This window comes from Pseudomonas sp. Tri1 (genome assembly GCF_017968885.1).
Classification (GTDB): domain Bacteria; phylum Pseudomonadota; class Gammaproteobacteria; order Pseudomonadales; family Pseudomonadaceae; genus Aquipseudomonas.
Window position 1 is genome coordinate 6,476,393 of record NZ_CP072913.1, and the last position, 17,024, is coordinate 6,493,416.

General features: G+C 60.6%; 14 protein-coding genes and 1 pseudogene. 6 read left to right on the forward strand and 9 right to left on the reverse strand.

Annotation, left to right across the window (positions count from 1 at the left end):
* Positions 1 to 130: 130 nt before the first annotated feature.
* Positions 131 to 1,531, forward strand: coding sequence for a NorM family multidrug efflux MATE transporter (locus J9870_RS28375; RefSeq protein WP_210642004.1), 1,401 nt, complete (start codon positions 131 to 133; stop codon positions 1,529 to 1,531).
* 108 nt (positions 1,532 to 1,639) lie between these two features.
* On the opposite strand, the gene J9870_RS28380 is transcribed toward J9870_RS28375, so the two are convergent.
* Entirely contained in the window at positions 1,640 to 3,310 is a 1,671-nt protein-coding gene (locus J9870_RS28380; protein WP_210642005.1) for a bifunctional diguanylate cyclase/phosphodiesterase, read from the reverse strand.
* A gap of 277 nt (positions 3,311 to 3,587) precedes the next feature.
* Between J9870_RS28380 and rep the strand changes: the two are divergent.
* Together rep and J9870_RS28390 are read left to right on the forward strand one after the other, a co-directional pair.
* A pseudogene (rep, locus tag J9870_RS28385) lies at positions 3,588 to 5,596 on the forward strand (DNA helicase Rep).
* 69 nt (positions 5,597 to 5,665) lie between these two features.
* Positions 5,666 to 6,238, forward strand: a complete 573-nt coding sequence (locus J9870_RS28390; protein ID WP_003206836.1) for a xanthine phosphoribosyltransferase — start codon at positions 5,666 to 5,668, stop codon at positions 6,236 to 6,238.
* Positions 6,239 to 6,349: 111 nt separating this feature from the next.
* Here J9870_RS28390 and J9870_RS28395 read toward each other — a convergent pair whose 3' ends face one another.
* The 6 genes from J9870_RS28395 to dadA all read right to left on the reverse strand — a co-directional run bounded on the left by J9870_RS28395 (position 6,350) and on the right by dadA (position 12,493).
* Positions 6,350 to 8,284, reverse strand: a complete 1,935-nt coding sequence (locus J9870_RS28395) for an acetyl-CoA hydrolase/transferase family protein (RefSeq protein ID WP_210642006.1) — start codon at positions 8,282 to 8,284, stop codon at positions 6,350 to 6,352.
* A gap of 136 nt (positions 8,285 to 8,420) precedes the next feature.
* On the reverse strand, positions 8,421 to 8,834 hold the full coding sequence (locus tag J9870_RS28400; RefSeq protein WP_210645460.1) for a c-type cytochrome: 414 nt from the start codon (positions 8,832 to 8,834) through the stop codon (positions 8,421 to 8,423).
* Between the two features lie 183 nt (positions 8,835 to 9,017).
* Positions 9,018 to 9,566, reverse strand: a complete 549-nt coding sequence (locus tag J9870_RS28405) for a cupin domain-containing protein (protein WP_003206841.1) — start codon at positions 9,564 to 9,566, stop codon at positions 9,018 to 9,020.
* 127 nt (positions 9,567 to 9,693) lie between these two features.
* The gene (alr, locus tag J9870_RS28410; protein WP_210642007.1) at positions 9,694 to 10,767 is read right to left on the reverse strand and encodes an alanine racemase; all 1,074 of its coding nucleotides are present in this window, start codon (positions 10,765 to 10,767) and stop codon (positions 9,694 to 9,696) included.
* A 96-nt stretch (positions 10,768 to 10,863) separates the two neighbouring features.
* The gene (locus tag J9870_RS28415; RefSeq protein WP_210642008.1) at positions 10,864 to 11,217 is read right to left on the reverse strand and encodes a RidA family protein; all 354 of its coding nucleotides are present in this window, start codon (positions 11,215 to 11,217) and stop codon (positions 10,864 to 10,866) included.
* Positions 11,189 to 12,493 carry a D-amino acid dehydrogenase gene (gene dadA, locus J9870_RS28420; protein WP_210642009.1) on the reverse strand — a complete coding sequence of 435 codons (1,305 nt, stop codon included), beginning with the start codon at positions 12,491 to 12,493 and terminating at the stop codon, positions 11,189 to 11,191. Before dadA ends, J9870_RS28415 begins: the two co-directional genes overlap by 29 nt.
* A 155-nt stretch (positions 12,494 to 12,648) precedes the next feature.
* Here dadA and J9870_RS28425 point away from each other — a divergent pair, with 155 nt between their 5' ends.
* Positions 12,649 to 13,137, forward strand: coding sequence for an Lrp/AsnC ligand binding domain-containing protein (locus J9870_RS28425; RefSeq protein WP_003206849.1), 489 nt, complete (start codon positions 12,649 to 12,651; stop codon positions 13,135 to 13,137).
* A gap of 50 nt (positions 13,138 to 13,187) precedes the next feature.
* On the opposite strand, the gene J9870_RS28430 is transcribed toward J9870_RS28425, so the two are convergent.
* Entirely contained in the window at positions 13,188 to 13,541 is a 354-nt protein-coding gene (locus tag J9870_RS28430; RefSeq protein WP_210642010.1) for a YkgJ family cysteine cluster protein, read from the reverse strand.
* A 146-nt stretch (positions 13,542 to 13,687) separates the two neighbouring features.
* Between J9870_RS28430 and J9870_RS28435 the strand changes: the two genes are divergently transcribed.
* Positions 13,688 to 15,001 carry an FAD-binding oxidoreductase gene (locus J9870_RS28435; RefSeq protein WP_210642011.1) on the forward strand — a complete coding sequence of 438 codons (1,314 nt, stop codon included), beginning with the start codon at positions 13,688 to 13,690 and terminating at the stop codon, positions 14,999 to 15,001.
* A gap of 117 nt (positions 15,002 to 15,118) precedes the next feature.
* On the opposite strand, the gene J9870_RS28440 is transcribed toward J9870_RS28435, so the two are convergent.
* The gene (locus J9870_RS28440) at positions 15,119 to 15,355 is read right to left on the reverse strand and encodes a DUF1127 domain-containing protein (RefSeq protein WP_210642012.1); all 237 of its coding nucleotides are present in this window, start codon (positions 15,353 to 15,355) and stop codon (positions 15,119 to 15,121) included.
* A gap of 179 nt (positions 15,356 to 15,534) precedes the next feature.
* Between J9870_RS28440 and J9870_RS28445 the strand changes: the two genes are divergently transcribed.
* The gene (locus J9870_RS28445; RefSeq protein ID WP_210642013.1) at positions 15,535 to 16,968 is read left to right on the forward strand and encodes a PLP-dependent aminotransferase family protein; all 1,434 of its coding nucleotides are present in this window, start codon (positions 15,535 to 15,537) and stop codon (positions 16,966 to 16,968) included.
* Positions 16,969 to 17,024 lie beyond the last annotated feature (56 nt).

Sequence of the window (17,024 nt, forward strand, 5' to 3'; positions counted from 1 at the left end):
ATCAAACCCTACCAGAAAATCTTTTCTGCATGAGTTTTAATCATGCCAGCGATCTTTTTTATCCTTTTGTGCAAACCGCCAGAAGCACCGAGAATCATCGCTTTACTGCCTTGTTTAAACATGGAGTGTGATGATCATGCGGCATCCGGCGCGTACCGAACTCTGGGCCATCCTGCGGCTGGCGGGGCCGTTGATTGCCTCGCAGTTGGCGCACATGCTGATGGTCCTGACTGACACGTTGATGATGGCGCGCCTGAGCCCCGAAGCGCTGGCCGGTGGCGGGCTCGGCGCAGCCAGCTATTCATTCGTGTCGATTTTCTGCATTGGCGTCATCGCGGCGGTGGGTACGTTGGTGGCGATCCGTCAGGGCGCCGGCGATGTCGAAGGCGCCACTCGCCTGACCCAGGCCGGGCTGTGGCTGGCGTGGCTGATGGCGTTGGTGGCCGGGTTATTGTTGTGGAACCTCAAACCGGTGTTGCTGCTGTTTGGCCAAACTGAAACCAACGTGCTTTCCGCCGGCCAGTTCCTGCTGGCGCTGCCGTTCGCCCTGCCCGGCTACCTGAGCTTCATGGCCCTGCGCGGCTTCACCAGCGCCATCGGCCGGGCCACGCCAGTGATGGTGATCAGCCTCGGCGGCACCGTGGCTAATTTCCTGCTCAACTACGCCTTCATCACCGGCCTGTTTGGCCTGCCGAAACTCGGCTTGATGGGGATCGGCCTGGTCACGGCCATCGTCGCCAACTGCATGGCCCTGGCGTTGGCCTGGCATATCCATCGGCACCCGGCCTACCGTGCCTATCCACTGTTGGAAGGGCTATCACGGCTCAATCGCCAATACCTCAAGGAGCTCTGGCGCCTGGGCCTGCCGATTGGCGGCACTTACGCGGTGGAAGTCGGGCTGTTCGCGTTCGCCGCGCTGTGCATCGGCACCATGGGCAGCACACCGCTGGCGGCACACCAGGTCGCCCTGCAAATCGTCTCGGTGGCGTTCATGGTTCCGGCGGGGATGTCCTACGCAATCACCATGCGCATCGGCCAACACTACGGCGCCGGGGAACTGCTGATGGCGCGCCTGGCCGGGCGGGTCGGGATTGGCTTTGGCGCGGCCGTGATGCTGGCGTTCGCCATGGTGTTCTGGCTACTGCCCAACCAACTGATCGGCTTGTTCCTGGACCACAACGACCCGGCATTCGGTCCGGTGATCGACTTGGCCGTGAGCCTGCTGGCCGTGGCGGCGTGGTTCGAACTGTTCGACGGCGCACAAACCATCGCGATGGGCTGCATCCGCGGGCTCAAGGATGCCAAGACCACCTTCCTGGTGGGCCTGGGTTGCTATTGGCTGATCGGCGCGCCGGCAGCATGGTGGATGGCCTTCCACTTGCACTGGGGCCCGACCGGCGTCTGGTGGGGACTGGCCCTGGGGCTGGCCTGCGCGGCGGTGAGCCTGACGCTGGCGTTTGAATGGAAGATGCGGCGGATGATCAGGGGGGAGGCTGGGCCGCGGCGTTTCGAAGCCATCCAGGCCGATTGAGGCCCCCTGTGTGACCAGCGAGCTTGCTCGCGATCGCGGTGTATCAGTTCCAGATGGGGTGGCTGACACGCCGTCATCGCGAGCAAGCTCGCTCCCGCAGGGGCGGCGTTAAACCACGAAGTGCTGCGTCGACTGATTGCCATCGAACGTCAGGTATTGCACCAGCTCAGGCAACGGTAACGGCTTGCTGATCAGGAAACCCTGCACCTGGTCGCACCCGAAGCCACGTAGCAAATCCAGCTGCTCTTGGGTTTCCACGCCTTCGGCCACCACTTCCAGATTGAGGTTGTGCGCGAGGTTGATCATCGCATGCACCAGTTTGCGATTCTCCTCGCGTTGCTCCATGCCGCCGACGAAGCTCTTGTCGATCTTGAGCAGGGCGATGGGCAGGCTGTTGAGGTGCACGAACGAGGAAAACCCTGTGCCAAAGTCATCCAGGGAGAAACGCACCCCCAGGCGACCCAAGGCATCCATGGTCTGCTTGACCAGTTCGCTGCGGCGCATGACAGCGGTTTCGGTGAGTTCGAACTCCAGCCACTGGGCCTCGACACCTCGCTCGGCAATCAGCCGGCTCAGGGTTGGCAGCAGTTGGCTGTCCTGGAACTGCCGGAACGACAGGTTGACCGCCATGTGCAACGGCGCCAAACCACGCTCGCGCAGAGCCTGCATGTCCCGCAGCGCTCGGGAAATCACCCAGTAGCCCAGCGGCACGATCAGGCCACTCTGTTCGGCCAGCGGCACGAACTCGCTCGGCGGCAGCAGCCCGCGTTCGCCATGACGCCAGCGCACCAGGGCCTCGAGACCGACGATGTTGCCGCCATCAAGGTTCAACCGAGGCTGGTAATGCAACTCCAACTCGTCGCGGCGCAACGCCCGGCGCAGTTCGCTTTCCAGGTCGGCGAGGCTGCGGGCATTGCGATTGATGCGTTCATTGAAGATATGAAAGGTGCAGCCTTGCGTGCTCTTGGCCTGCTGCATGGCGATATGCGCGTGCCACATCAGCGGGTCCGCACCAGCCTGGGCGCGGGCGTGAGCGATACCCAGGCTACAGCCGATCAACAGGCTTTCGCCGTCGACCCAATAAGGTTCGGCCATGGCTTCGGTGATGCGCTCGGCCATCCACTCGGCCCGCTGCGGTGCACGACGGGTATCAATCAGCAAGGCGAATTCATCGCTGCCCAGGCGTGCCAGTTGATCGCCAGCCTCAAGCGCCCCCTTGAGTCGCGATACAACCTGCAGAATCAAGCGGTCACCGGCCTGGTGGCCGAGGGCATCGTTGGCGTGACGAAAGTTGTCCAGGTCCAGGTGACCGAGTGCCAGGCCGCGACCTTCGTTTTCAGCCAGGCGCGCCGCCAGCAAGGTCTGGAACCCCTGGCGATTGGCAATGCCGGTCAGCGGGTCTTGTTCGGCGAGGCGCTGCAAGGTGTTTTCCAGCACGCCGCGCTCACGCACATGGCGCAGGCAACGGCGCAGGGTCGCCCCATCGAGGACATCGCGCACCAGCCAGTCGCTGACGCCATCGGGTGGAGTCACGGGTTCATGCTCAAGCAGCAGGACAGTCGGCAAGCGGCAGCGGCCGGGCGCCGGCTGCAAGGCCGCAATCGTCAACAATACCGAGTTTCGATTGTCTTCGAACAGGCTGCTGACCGAGTCCCAGCTCGGGGCACTGATGAGCACGACCGACGGCCCCATGGGCGCCAGGCACTCGCGCAAAATCGCTGACCACTCAGGCGCTTCGGCCAGTAACAGCAAACGCAAGGGTTCGACAGGCGTAGACAAGCTGACTCCCTAGACTCTGCAAGGTGGTTGGCGCCGGGCATTATGACCCTGCCGATTGGCAATGACCAATGCCAACGGTTCTCAAACACTTGCTTTCGGCGGTTTATTCCCACGCGAAGTCACACGGTTAGGCGCAAGTTCGCCCGACATCCTGCGTGAAAGTGACAAAAGCGGCAAATGACAATGAAGTGTTACGTCACAAGTCGGACAGAGCAGCACAATTCTCTGAGCCTGTTAAAATGCCGGCCCATTTTGCAAACGACTCCCTGACCCTGTCATGTCCCGACTCAATCCCCGGCAGCAAGAAGCCGTGAACTATGTCGGCGGCCCTCTTTTGGTGCTCGCCGGCGCAGGCTCCGGCAAGACCAGCGTGATCACTCGCAAGATCGCGCACCTGATCCAGAATTGCGGCATCCGTGCCCAGTACATCGTCGCCATGACCTTTACCAACAAGGCCGCCCGGGAAATGAAAGAGCGGGTCGGCGGCCTGCTGCGCGCCGGTGAAGGTCGCGGCCTGACGGTCTGCACCTTCCACAACCTGGGCCTGAATATCATCCGCAAGGAACATGCGCGGCTGGGTTACAAGCCGGGCTTCTCGATTTTCGACGAGACCGACGTCAAGGCCTTGATGACCGACATCATGCAGAAGGAGTACTCGGGCGACGACGGCGTGGACGAGATCAAGAACATGATCGGCGCCTGGAAAAACGATTTGATCCTGCCGCCCGAAGCCCTGGAAAACGCCCGCAACCCCAAGGAACAGACTGCCGCCATCGTCTATACCCACTACCAGCGCACCCTCAAGGCGTTCAACGCGGTGGACTTCGACGACCTGATCCTGCTGCCGGTCAAGCTGTTCCAGGACCACGCCGACATTCTCGAAAAATGGCAGAACAAGGTCCGCTACCTGCTGGTGGACGAATACCAGGACACCAACGCCAGCCAGTACCTGCTGGTGAAACTGCTGATCGGCAAACGCAACCAGTTCACCGTAGTGGGCGACGACGACCAATCGATCTACGCCTGGCGCGGTGCGCGGCCGGAAAACCTGATGCTGCTCAAGGAAGACTATCCGTCGCTCAAAGTGGTGATGCTGGAGCAGAACTATCGCTCCACCAGCCGCATCCTGCGCTGCGCCAACGTGCTGATTTCCAACAACCCCCACGAGTTCGAAAAACAACTGTGGAGCGAGATGGGCCATGGCGACGAGATCCGGGTGATCCGTTGCCGCAACGAAGACGCCGAAGCCGAGCGCGTGGCCATGGAAATCCTCAGCCTGCACCTGCGCACCGATCGACCGTACAGTGACTTTGCGATCCTGTACCGAGGCAACTACCAGGCCAAGCTGATCGAGCTGAAATTGCAGCATCACCAGATCCCCTATCGCCTGTCGGGGGCAACAGCTTTTTCGGGCGTCAGGAAGTCAAGGACCTGATGGCCTATTTCCGCCTGATCGTGAATCCGGACGATGACAACGCCTTCCTGCGAGTGATCAACGTCCCGCGGCGGGAAATCGGTTCGACCACCCTGGAAAAACTCGGTAACTACGCCACCGAGCGCAAGATCTCGATGTACGCCGCTACCGACGAAATCGGCCTGGGCGAACACCTGGACAGCCGTTTCACCGACCGCCTGGCACGCTTCAAGCGCTTCATGGACAAGGTCCGTGAACAGTGCGCCGGCGAAGATCCGATCTCGGCGCTACGCAGCATGGTCATGGACATCGACTACGAGAACTGGCTGCGCACCAACAGCTCCAGCGACAAGGCCGCCGATTACCGCATGGGCAACGTCTGGTTCCTGATCGAGGCGCTGAAAAACACCCTGGAAAAGGATGAAGACGGCGACATGACCGTCGAGGACGCCATCGGCAAACTGGTGTTACGAGACATGCTTGAACGCCAGCAGGAGGAGGAAGACGGCGCCGAAGGCGTGCAAATGATGACGCTTCACGCCTCCAAGGGCCTGGAATTCCCTTACGTGTTCATCATGGGCATGGAAGAGGAAATCCTGCCGCACCGTTCCAGCATCGAGGCCGACACCATCGAGGAAGAGCGGCGCCTGGCCTACGTCGGCATTACCCGGGCTCGTCAGACTCTGGCTTTCACCTTCGCCGCCAAGCGCAAGCAATACGGCGAAGTGATCGACTGCGCCCCGAGCCGTTTTCTCGATGAGCTGCCGCCGGACGACCTGGCCTGGGAAGGTAATGACGACACTCCGACGGAAGTCAAAGTCGTTCGCGGCAACAGCGCCCTGGCCGATATACGAGCGATGTTGAAGCGTTAGAATCGACTACTTTTTCCACCACGCTTTTTACCCAATCCAGACGCAGAAGGCGTCACCAGAGGAGGCTTCATGGAAGCCCTGCACCAGAAAATTCGCGAGCAAGGCATCGTGCTTTCCGATCAGGTCCTGAAAGTCGACGCGTTCCTGAACCATCAGATCGACCCGCAGTTGATGAAGCTGATCGGTGATGAGTTTGCCGCGCTGTTCAAGGACTCGGGCATCACCAAGATCGTCACCATCGAAGCCTCGGGCATTGCCCCGGCGATCATGACCGGCCTGAACCTTGGCGTCCCGGTGATTTTCGCCCGCAAGCAACAGTCTCTGACCCTGACGGAAAACCTGCTGTCGGCGACCGTGTATTCGTTCACCAAGAAGACCGAAAGCACCGTGGCCATCAGCCCCCGTCACCTGACCAGCAGCGACCGTGTGCTGATCATCGATGACTTTTTGGCCAACGGCAAAGCGTCCCAGGCATTGATCTCCATCATCAAGCAGGCCGGCGCCACCGTCGCGGGTTTGGGTATCGTGATCGAGAAGTCGTTCCAGGGCGGCCGCGCAGAACTGGATGCCCAAGGCTATCGCGTTGAATCGCTGGCCCGGGTGAAGTCGCTGGCAGGTGGGGTCGTGACCTTCATCGACTGATCACCACCTCCAATCCTGTGGGAGCGAGCTTGCTCGCGATGAGGCCGGTACATCCAGCATCAACATTGGCTGATAGTCCGATATCGCGAGCAAGCTCGCTTCCACAGGGGTTTAGGTTGGTTGTTGTTGCGCAGTGGTCTTGAGCCCAGCAAGCAACAACCGCTGAAACAACTCCTCCTTCAGTCCTTCAGGGTTGGTCAGTTGCATCCGCTCCAGATGACCGGCAAATTCCCATGGCTCCGGGGCGTCGAGGGCGGCTTTGCCCAACTCCAGGATCTCGGTGAGCTTGAACTTGCTCTTGAGCCAGTTCAGCGCTCGCAACAGGTCCCGCTCTATTGCGTCGAAATCACAACCCAGCGGGTACTCCGGGAACAGATTCGGATGCCGCGCCTGGATAGCCTGCAAACGTTCCGAGGTGTTGTCCGCGAACCGTGGGTCGAGCAAGAAGTCCTTGGGCAACTTGCCGGCTTTCTGCGCCTGCTCGATCAGCCCGGGCTGGAAACGTGAATCGCTGATGTTCAGTAGCGCCTCGATCACTGCGGCATCGGTCTTGCCCCGCAGGTCGGCGATACCGTACTCGGTCACCACGATGTCCCGCAGATGCCGGGGAATCGTGCAATGGCCGTACTCCCAGACGATGTTCGAACTGATCTCGCCTCCCGCCTCACGCCAGCTACGCAGGAGCAGGATCGAACGCCCGCCCTCCAGCGCATGGCCCTGGGCAACGAAGTTGTATTGCCCACCCACACCACTGAGGACCCGGCCGTCTTCCAACTGGTCAGCCACCCCGGCACCCAGCAGGGTCATGGTGAAGACCGTGTTGATAAAGCGTGCGTCGCGTCGCTGCAGGCGCTTGAGTGGTTCCTGGCCGTACAGCTCGTTGATGTAACTGATGCGGGTCATGTTGAATTCGAGGCGGCGGGCCGGTGGCAACTCCCGCAGACGTTCGTAAAAACTGCGCGGCCCGAGAAAGAACCCGCCATGTACGCAGACGCCGTCGGGTTGTGCCGCCTCGTCGAGGGTGCCGGCGTTGGCCTGCTCCTGGGTCGGGACGTCGGGATAGACCTTGCGTCGGATGATCCCGGCGTCTGCCAGCACCAGCAAGCCGTTGACGAACATCTCGCTACAGCCATACAACCCCTTGGCAAACGGCTCGAGCCCACCCTCGCGCTCGATCAATTGCGCCCATTGGCTCAGGTTCAGGTCCGTCAACAAGGCCTGGTACCCGGCGTTGTCGGCCTGGCGCGCCAGCAGCGCCGCCGTCAACGCATCGCCCATGGAGCCGATGCCGATCTGTAGCGTCCCACCGTCACGCACCAGGGTACTGGCGTGCAGGCCGATCAGATGATCCTGGAAGCCCACCGGCATGTTCGGCGTGGAGAACAATGTGTGATTGTCCTTCTCGTCGATCAACAGGTCGAAAGCGTCGATGCCGACTTCCGCGTCGCCCGGCATGTAGGGCAGATCGCTGTGCACCTGGCCGACCAGGAGGATGGTCTCCCCGGCCGCGCGCCGCTTGGCGATCATCGGCAACAGGTCAAGGGTGACGTCCGGGTTGCAGCTCAGGCTCAAGCGATCCGGGTGCTGTGGATCGCTCGCCACCAACTGCCCTATCAGGTTCAAGCCGGCCGCATTGATATCCCGGGCTGCGTGGCTGTAGTTGCTGCTAACGTAGTTCTGCTGGGCCGACGCGCTGTGCAACAGGCTGCCGGGCTGCATGAAGAACTGCTCGACCCGTATGTTGGCCGGCAGGCTGTCGTGGTGCAGGTCGGCCAGGTAATCCAGTTCGGGGTAATCACCGAAGACCCGTTCGATAAAGGGTTCAAGGAAGCGTTTCTGCAAACCGTCACCCAGGTTCGGTCGCCCCAGGCTCAGGGCCGTGTAGATGGTCAGTTGTCGCTCGGGCGATTGGGCGATACGTCGGTACAGCGCGTTGGCAAACAGGTTGGGTTTGCCCAGCCCCAGGGGCATGCCAAGGTGAATATGCTCAGGTAGACGCTCGAGTACGTCATCCACCGCCTGTTCGATTGAACACAACTGCACCATCCGACCCTCCTGGACATTCCATGAATGTGGGTTGGACCGAGCTTGCCGCGTCTTGGTTGCGATGACCAGCCCTGGAAAAAACCCACGCACAAAAAAGCCGCTCGTAAGCGGCTTTTTTGTGAAGGATGTCGGCGTATTACAGGCCAGACATCTCTTTGATGGCACCCTTGAGGTCGTCATCCGAGCAATCGGCGCAGGTGCCTTTTGGCGGCATGGAGTTAATGCCGGTAATGGCCTTGGCCAGGATGCCGTCGAGACCGCCCTGGTGATCGGCGCGTTCTTTCCAGGCAGCCTTGTCACCAATTTTCGGCGCACCCAACAGGCCCGTGCCGTGGCAAGCGTTGCAATGTTTTGCAATCACATCAGCGGGCTTCTTGGCACCGCCAGCGCCGCCAGCGGCAGTGGCAACTTCCATGCCTTTGCACTCTTTCCCCTGGACGCAGACCTGACCAACGGGTTCGAGGCGCTTGGCGATTTCGTCGTTGGTCGCCGCTTGGGCACTGACTGCCCATAGGGCCAATACGGTTGCTGGTGCAGCCAGCATTTTCATAATTAGGTTCACGCGTACACCCTCAATGGTGGCTAGTCACGCCTGCGGCCACGGTTTGCAGGCGGGCGCAAGTATAGCGGTAAGCCTGCCACTACGGAACAACCCCAAAGTCGCAAGGGTCTTGTTTGAAGTGACAGCTCCTCCTTCGGGCGCCTTTGCCATCCAGGCCCGGCGCCTCTTTCCCTAGAAATTGGCCGGTGTAGCTGCGCTGATCAGTCGCGCCGGCACATCGAACGGATTGCGGAAACGGTGTGGCTTGGTGCTTTCAAAATAGTAGCTGTCGCCGGCTTCAAGCACGAAAGTTTCGACACCGACCACCAGTTCCAGTCGCCCTTCCACCAGAATCCCGGTTTCCTCACCCTCATGGGTGAGCATCTCTTCACCGGTATCGGCCCCAGGCGGATAGATTTCGTTCAGGAAGGCAATCGCTCGGCTCGGGTGCGCCCTGCCCACCAGCTTCATGGTCACGGCGCCGTCGGAGATGTCGATCAGTTCGTTGGCTTTGTAGACGATCTGGGTCGGTTTCTCCTGGAGGATTTCTTCGGAGAAAAACTCGACCATGGACATGGGAATCCCGCCAAGAACCTTACGCAGCGAGCTGATCGAGGGGCTCACGCTATTCTTCTCGATCATCGAAATAGTGCTGTTGGTGACGCCCGCGCGCTTGGCGAGTTCACGCTGGGAAAGGCCTTTGAGTTTACGAATGGATTGCAGTCGTTCACCGACGTCCAATGCTGGAGCCTCCAGGGATCAGGTTGTGTGGAAAGTGAGCGTTATCATGGCGACAGCGTTCAGTATTTACAACACTTTGACCCGAATCCTGTGCGGTGAAGCGACTTTCGGTAGGTTACGCGTTGCGTCAGCGCCCGGAATAGAGCCGTGGCACCCGTCGCAGGTTGCAGAAAATCTGGTAAGGAATCGTGTCGGCGGCTTTCGCGACGTCGCTGGCGAGGATGTTCTTGCCCCACAACTCCACAGTCGAACCGAGCCCGGCCTGGGGAATATCGGTCAAATCGACGCACAACATGTCCATCGACACCCGCCCGACCAGTTGGCTGCGCTGCCCGGCCACCAGCACCGGTGTGCCATTGGGTGCCTGGCGCGGGTAACCGTCGGCATAACCCATCGCGACTACCCCAACCCGCGTCGGTTGTGCGGTCACAAAACGGGCGCCGTAGCCCACCGGCTCGCCCGCGGGCAATTCACGCACGCAGATGATCTTCGATTCCAGGGTCATGACCGGCTGCAGGCGCGAGGCGACGGCATTGGGTTCATCGAAAGGCGTCGCACCATAAAGCATGATGCCCGGCCGCACCCAGTCACTCGGCATCTGCGGCCAACCCAACACCGCCGGCGAGTTGCGCAGGCTGATCTCGGCCGCCAAACCCTGACGGGCCGCCTCGAATACAGCCAGTTGTTGGCTGCTGCTGGGATCGTGCAGTTCATCAGCGCGGGCGAAGTGGCTCATCAATACAATTTTCGCCACTTTGCCGCTGGCGAGCAGGCGACGATAGGCGGCTTGGTAGTCCGCCGGATGCAGTCCGACCCGGTGCATCCCCGAATCAAGCTTGAGCCAGACGGTGATCGGCATGCTCAACGTCGCATTTTCAATCGCTTCAAGCTGCCACAACGAATGCACCACACACCACAGGTCGTGCTCGACGATCAACGGCAGTTCATCAGCCTCGAAGAACCCTTCCAGCAACAGGACTGGGCCACGAATCCCCGCGGCCCGCAGCTCCAGGGCCTCTTCAATGCACGCCACGGCGAACCCATCGGCCGTGTCCTGCAGCGCCTCGGCGCAACGCACCGCGCCGTGCCCGTAGGCGTCGGCCTTGATCACCGCAAGGGCCTTGGCCCCCGTGACTTCGCGAGCCAATTGGTAGTTGTGACGCAGGGCTTGAAGGTCGATCAGGGCACGGGCAGGACGCATGGCGGCGGGCTTCTAGGCGGTCATGAATAAAAAACCGGCGCTGGCTGACGGCATGAACCACCAACAGCGCCGGAAGAGGGATCGTTTTGACAGGGATTAAGGCAGCGCGGCCACAACCGACAGCTCTACCAGAATCTCCGGTTCGCACAGCTTGGCTTCCACAGTGGCACGGGCCGGGGCGACGCCTTTAGGCAGCCATTTGTCCCAGATCGCATTCATGCCTTCGAAGTGCGCCTCAATGTCTTTCAGATAGATCGTCACCGACAGCAGACGGTTCTTGTCGGTCCCGGCCAAGTCCAGCAAGCGCTCGATGTTGGCCAGGGTTTCACGGGTCTGCTGCTCGATACCGGCGCTCATGTCGTCGCCGACCTGCCCCGCCAGGTAAACGGTGCCGTTGTGCACGACAACCTGGCTCATGCGGTCATTGGTGAGCTGGCGCTGGATTGACATGTTTCGTGGACTCCTGGTGTTTGCTGCCATAACGGGAAATATCGAGGCCTTCGGCGCTGATCTGCGGCTTTTTCTTCGCCATCAGGTCTGCCAACAGGCGACCGGAACCACAAGCCATGGTCCAGCCGAGCGTACCGTGACCGGTGTTCAGGAACAGGTTCTTGAACGGAGTGGCACCCACGATCGGCGTACCGTCCGGGGTGGTCGGGCGCAAGCCGGTCCAGAAACTGGCTTGGGCCAGGTCGCCGCCATGAGGATAAAGGTCGTTGACGATCATCTCCAGGGTTTCACGCCGACGTGGGTTCAGGGACAGGTCAAAACCGGCGATTTCCGCCATACCGCCTACGCGAATGCGGTTGTCGAACCGGGTGATCGCCACCTTGTAGGTTTCGTCGAGAATAGTCGAAGTAGGCGCCATCGCCGGGTCGGTGATCGGCACGGTCAGGGAATAACCCTTGAGCGGATACACCGGCGCGCGGATACCCAGCGGCTTGAGCAATTGCGGCGAGTAGCTGCCCAAGGCCAGGACATAGCGGTCGGCAGTTTCCAGCTTGCCGTCGATCCAGACACCGTTGATCCGGTCGCCGGCGTAGTCCAGGCGCTGGATATCCTGGCCAAAGCGGAATTGCACGCCGAGCTTCTCGGCCATTTCCGCCAGGCGCGTGGTAAACATCTGGCAGTCGCCGGTCTGGTCGTTGGGCAGACGCAAGGCGCCGGTCAGAATGTCGGTGACATTGGCCAGGGCCGGTTCGACCCGGGCGATGCCCTCGCGATCGAGCAATTCGAACGGCACGCCGGACTCTTTCAATACCGCGATGTCTTTCGCCGCGCCATCGAGCTGCGCCTGGGTGCGGAACAACTGGGTAGTCCCCAGGCTGCGACCTTCGTAGGCGATGCCGGTCTCGGCGCGCAGCTCATCGAGGCAGTCACGGCTGTATTCGGACAGGCGCACCATGCGCTCTTTGTTGATGGCATAGCGGCTAGCGGTGCAATTGCGCAGCATCTGCGCCATCCACAGGTACTGGTCGATGTCAGCGGTGGCCTTGATGGCCAGCGGTGCATGGCGTTGCAACAACCACTTGATGGCCTTGAGCGGCACACCTGGGGCGGCCCACGGCGAGGCATACCCTGGCGAAACCTGGCCGGCGTTGGCGAAACTGGTTTCCATGGCTGGCGCCGGCTGACGGTCGACCACTACCACCTCAAACCCGGCCCGGGCTAGATAGTAAGCACTGACGGTACCGATGACGCCGCTACCCAAGACCAGAACGCGCATGTTGATGCCCTCATCGCGGATAACCGCTGACGTTTGTTATACAAAGCTTCGATGCGCGCAGTGTAAAAAAGATTAGCCAGTGCTTTTCACTATATAAATGCCTATATTTGGCGAGAATTCTCGGCAAAAACCCTTTTCATGGAGGAGCATCACCTGTGCGCACCAACACCCAGACCAAACGCGAGCTGGACAAGATCGACCGCAATATCCTGCGCATCCTCCAGGCGGATGGACGGATTTCCTTCACGGAGCTGGGGGAAAAGGTCGGCCTCTCCACGACGCCCTGCACCGAGCGGGTTCGGCGCCTGGAGCGCGAGGGGATCATCATGGGCTACAACGCCCGACTCAACCCGCAACACTTGAAGGGCAGCCTGCTGGTGTTTGTCGAAATCAGCCTCGATTACAAGTCCGGCGACACCTTTGAAGAGTTCCGGCGCGCGGTGCTGAAGTTGCCACACGTGCTGGAATGCCATCTGGTGTCAGGGGATTTTGACTATCTGGTGAAAGCGCGAATTTCCGAGATGGCTTCGTACCGCAAGCTCTTGGGGGACATTCTGCTCAAACTGCCCCACGTGCGCGAGTCCAAGAGCTACATCGTGATGGAAGAGGTAAAGGAGAGTTTGAACCTGCCGATTCCAGACTGAACCTGGCTCCAGGACATGCTCGCAAAGGCCGCGACTGGTCTCTCTGCTTGCTAGACCAGTACCTGCCGGGTGCTGGCCATGTACTCATGAATCTGCTTTTCGACCCGTGGATGGATCAACTCCACCGGCCGCCGCCCATTGGGGCATGGCAGGGTCGCCGTGGTGCCGAACAGCCGGCAGATCAGCGGCCGTTCGTCGTAGACCGTGCAACCGTTCGGCCCCAAGTGCACGCAATCGAGTGCGTCCATGGCCGCGTCCTGTTCAGCGCGGCTCTTACGCGGCAAGCGGGCCATTTCTTCGGGCGAAGTGGTCACCGGACCACAGCAGTCATGGCAACCCGGTACGCACTCGAACGAGGGAATCTGTTGGCGCAGCGTACGGATTTTTTGACTGTTGCAGCTCATCGAGGTGGTTACCGAGGTGGGACAGTGCTCGATTCTGCCTTAAAAGCCTTACTCCAGACAGCGCCAGCCGACCGGTGTTGCCCACGAATGAATCCACGGCTTATGCTCCGTAAAATTTCTCAAACACAAAAATCAGGATTACGCACATGAACGCCCGTGTTCAGCAACCTGTCCCGAGCCACGCGCACGCCGCCTCCTATTACGCCGCCAGCAGCTTGCCGCAACCGGACCATCCGGTGCTGCAAGGCGAAGCGGTGGCGGATGTCTGCGTGATCGGCGGCGGGTTTTCCGGGCTGAACACGGCGATCGAGCTGGCCGAGCGTGGCATGAGCGTCGTGTTGCTGGAAGCCCACAAGATCGGCTGGGGCGCCAGCGGGCGCAACGGCGGCCAGTTGATTCGCGGCGTTGGCCATGGCCTCGAGCAGTTCGCCCCGGTCATCGGTGCCGACGGCGTACGCCAGATGAAACTCATGGGCCTCGAAGCGGTGGAAATCGTCCGACAACGCGTCGAGCGCTTTCAGATCTCCTGCGACCTCACCTGGGGTTACTGCGACCTGGCCAACAAGCCCGGCGACCTGGAAGGCTTCGCCGAGGACGCCGAAGAATTGCGCGGCTTGGGTTATCGCCATCAGACCCGGTTACTGCAAGCCGATGAAATGCATAGCGTGGTAGGTTCGGACCGCTACGTGGGCGGCCTGATCGACATGGGTTCGGGCCATTTGCACCCACTGAACCTAGCCTTGGGCGAAGCCGCCGTCGCGCAGCAGCTGGGAGTCAGGCTGTTCGAGCAATCGGCGGTCACGCGCATCGATTACGGCCTTGAAGTGAAAGTACACACTCAGCGAGGCTCGGTTCGCGCCAAGACCCTGGTGCTAGGCTGCAACGCCTACCTCAATGGTCTCAACCCGGAGCTCAGCGGCAAAGTGTTGCCCGCCGGCAGCTACATCATTGCCACCGAACCCTTGAGCCAAGCCCAGGCCCAGGCGGTATTGCCCCAGAACATGGCGGTCTGCGATCAACGGGTAGCACTGGATTACTACCGGCTTTCAGCGGATCGACGTTTGCTGTTCGGCGGCGCTTGTCATTATTCAGGCCGCGACCCGCAGGACATTGGCGCCTACATGCGTCCGAAAATGCTCAAGGTTTTCCCGCAATTGGCGGATGTGAAAATCGATTATCAATGGGGCGGGATGATCGGTATCGGAGCCAACCGTTTGCCGCAGATCGGCAAGCTCAAGGACCAACCCAACGTGTATTACGCCCAGGCCTATTCCGGTCACGGGGTGAATGCCACGCACTTGGCTGGCAAGCTGTTGGCCGAAGCCATCAGCGGCCAGCAAAGCGGCGGGTTCGATCTGTTCGCCCAAGTGCCGCACATGACCTTCCCGGGAGGGAAGCATCTGCGTTCGCCACTGCTGGCGCTGGGGATGTTGTGGCATAGGTTGAAAGAGTTGGTTTGACCCCTAACCGTGGCGAGGGAGCTTGCTACCGCGGGGCTGCATAGCAGCCCTTCTTTTTTGCGACCGAACGGGAGCAAGCTCCCTCGCCACAGGCTTCGCGTTCAACGCCTCAGTCCTTCAAAGCCGCCAGAACGGTCTCAACCCTTCCTCCAGCGCCTGCTCCCGGGTCAGCCCGATATCACGCAACTGTTCGGGTGTCAGCTCCAACAAGGCTTGACGTGTATGCAGACGATGCCAGAACAGGCCCCAGCGCCCCAGGCAGGCAGGCGCATTGCGCGCGCGCAGCTCCTTTTCCTGCCCCGCCGCCAGTTCCTGGCTGTGTAACGTCAGCCGCACATCGCTCAAGCCGTTCATTTTTATCGCTCCTGTTTACTTGGGTAGCCAGAGGTTTCATGATGCGCGGACGGCCAGAAGCAATACAGATTCAAACCGTATGTTTTATGAACATACAGATTGAGCATTTTTGTTACTGAATCCTCTTTTTCTGAACCAACTGTATTGGTTGCCGATATCCACCTCATTGGGAGCACACCATGACCCTGTACGTGAACCTCGCCGAATTGCTCGGCACCCGCATCGAACAGGGTTTCTATCGCCCCGGTGACCGGCTGCCGTCGGTGCGTGCGTTGAGCACGGAACACGGCGTGAGCCTGAGTACGGTGCAGCAGGCTTATCGGGTGCTGGAGGACAGCGGGTTGGCGATGCCGAAACCCAAATCCGGCTATTTCGTACCGGCCAGCCGCGAGCTGCCTGACCTGCCCGCAGTGGGGCGACCAGCCCAGCGGCCGGTGGATATCTCCCAATGGGATCAAGTGCTTGAGTTGATTCGCGCGGTGCCACGCAAGGATGTAGTGCAACTGGGGCGCGGCATGCCGGATATTCACTCACCGACCATGAAACCGCTGTTGCGCAGCTTGGCGCAGATCAGTCGCCGGCAAGACATGCCCGGCCTGTATTACGACAACATCTACGGCAACCTCGCATTGCGCGAGCAGATCGCCCGTCTGTCACTGGACTCGGGCTGCCAACTGGGCCCCTGCGACCTGATCGTCACCACAGGCTGCCACGAGGCGCTATCGGTCAGCATCCGCGCCACCTGTGAGCCAGGCGATATCGTCGCGGTGGACTCCCCCAGCTTTCACGGCGCCATGCAAACCCTCAAGGGCCTGGGCATGAAGGCCCTGGAAATCCCTACCGACCCGCTGACCGGCATCAGCCTGGAAGCGCTGGAACTGGCGTTGGAACAATGGCCCATCAAAGCCATACAGTTGACGCCCAGCTGCAACAATCCACTGGGCTACATCATGCCCGACGCCAATAAGCGCGCCCTGCTGACCCTGGCACAGCGCTTCGACGTGGCGATCATCGAAGACGATGTGTATGGGGAACTGGCCTACACCTACCCACGACCACGCACGATAAAATCCTTCGACGAAGACGGCCGCGTCCTGCTTTGCAGTTCTTTTTCCAAGACCCTGGCTCCGGGCCTGCGCATTGGCTGGGTCGCACCGGGCCGGTACCTGGAGCGGGTGCTGCACATGAAATACATCAGCACCGGCTCTACCGCGCCACAACCGCAGATCGCCATTGCCGAATTCCTCAAAGGCGGGCATTTCGAACCGCATTTACGGCGAATGCGCACCCAATACCAGCGCAATCGCGACGTAATGATCGACTGGGTCAGCCGCTATTTCCCATCAGGAACCCGTGCCAGCCGCCCGCGAGGCAGTTTCATGCTATGGGTCGAATTGCCTGAAGGCTTCGACACATTGAAACTCAATCGGATCCTTCTTGAACAAGGCGTACAGGTGGCCGTCGGCAGCATCTTTTCGGCCTCAGGCAAGTACCGCAACTGCCTGCGCATGAACTACGCTGCCAAGCCAACGGCACAGATCGAAGAGGCTGTGCGCAAGGTCGGTACCGCCGCCATTGCGCTGTTGAACGAAACTCAGCGAGACAGCGTCTGAACTGTATGCAAGCAAGCAGCACCCACCTGCCGATCAACGCAAACAAGCGGAACGAT

What these genes read in the sequence shown, in the direction of transcription:
- J9870_RS28395 (WP_210642006.1), bottom strand. Translation starts at nt 8,284, where the DNA reads ATGGTGCAGTTGTGTTCAATCGAACAGGCGGTGGATGACGTACTCGAG.
- J9870_RS28445 (WP_210642013.1), top strand. Translation starts at nt 15,535, where the DNA reads ATGACCCTGTACGTGAACCTCGCCGAATTGCTCGGCACCCGCATCGAA.
- J9870_RS28400 (WP_210645460.1), bottom strand. Translation starts at nt 8,834, where the DNA reads ATGAAAATGCTGGCTGCACCAGCAACCGTATTGGCCCTATGGGCAGTC.
- J9870_RS28390 (WP_003206836.1), top strand. Translation starts at nt 5,666, where the DNA reads ATGGAAGCCCTGCACCAGAAAATTCGCGAGCAAGGCATCGTGCTTTCC.
- J9870_RS28415 (WP_210642008.1), bottom strand. Translation starts at nt 11,217, where the DNA reads ATGTCAATCCAGCGCCAGCTCACCAATGACCGCATGAGCCAGGTTGTC.
- J9870_RS28375 (WP_210642004.1), top strand. Translation starts at nt 131, where the DNA reads ATGATCATGCGGCATCCGGCGCGTACCGAACTCTGGGCCATCCTGCGG.
- J9870_RS28440 (WP_210642012.1), bottom strand. Translation starts at nt 15,355, where the DNA reads ATGAACGGCTTGAGCGATGTGCGGCTGACGTTACACAGCCAGGAACTG.
- J9870_RS28430 (WP_210642010.1), bottom strand. Translation starts at nt 13,541, where the DNA reads ATGAGCTGCAACAGTCAAAAAATCCGTACGCTGCGCCAACAGATTCCC.
- alr (WP_210642007.1), bottom strand. Translation starts at nt 10,767, where the DNA reads ATGCGTCCTGCCCGTGCCCTGATCGACCTTCAAGCCCTGCGTCACAAC.
- dadA (WP_210642009.1), bottom strand. Translation starts at nt 12,493, where the DNA reads ATGCGCGTTCTGGTCTTGGGTAGCGGCGTCATCGGTACCGTCAGTGCT.
- J9870_RS28435 (WP_210642011.1), top strand. Translation starts at nt 13,688, where the DNA reads ATGAACGCCCGTGTTCAGCAACCTGTCCCGAGCCACGCGCACGCCGCC.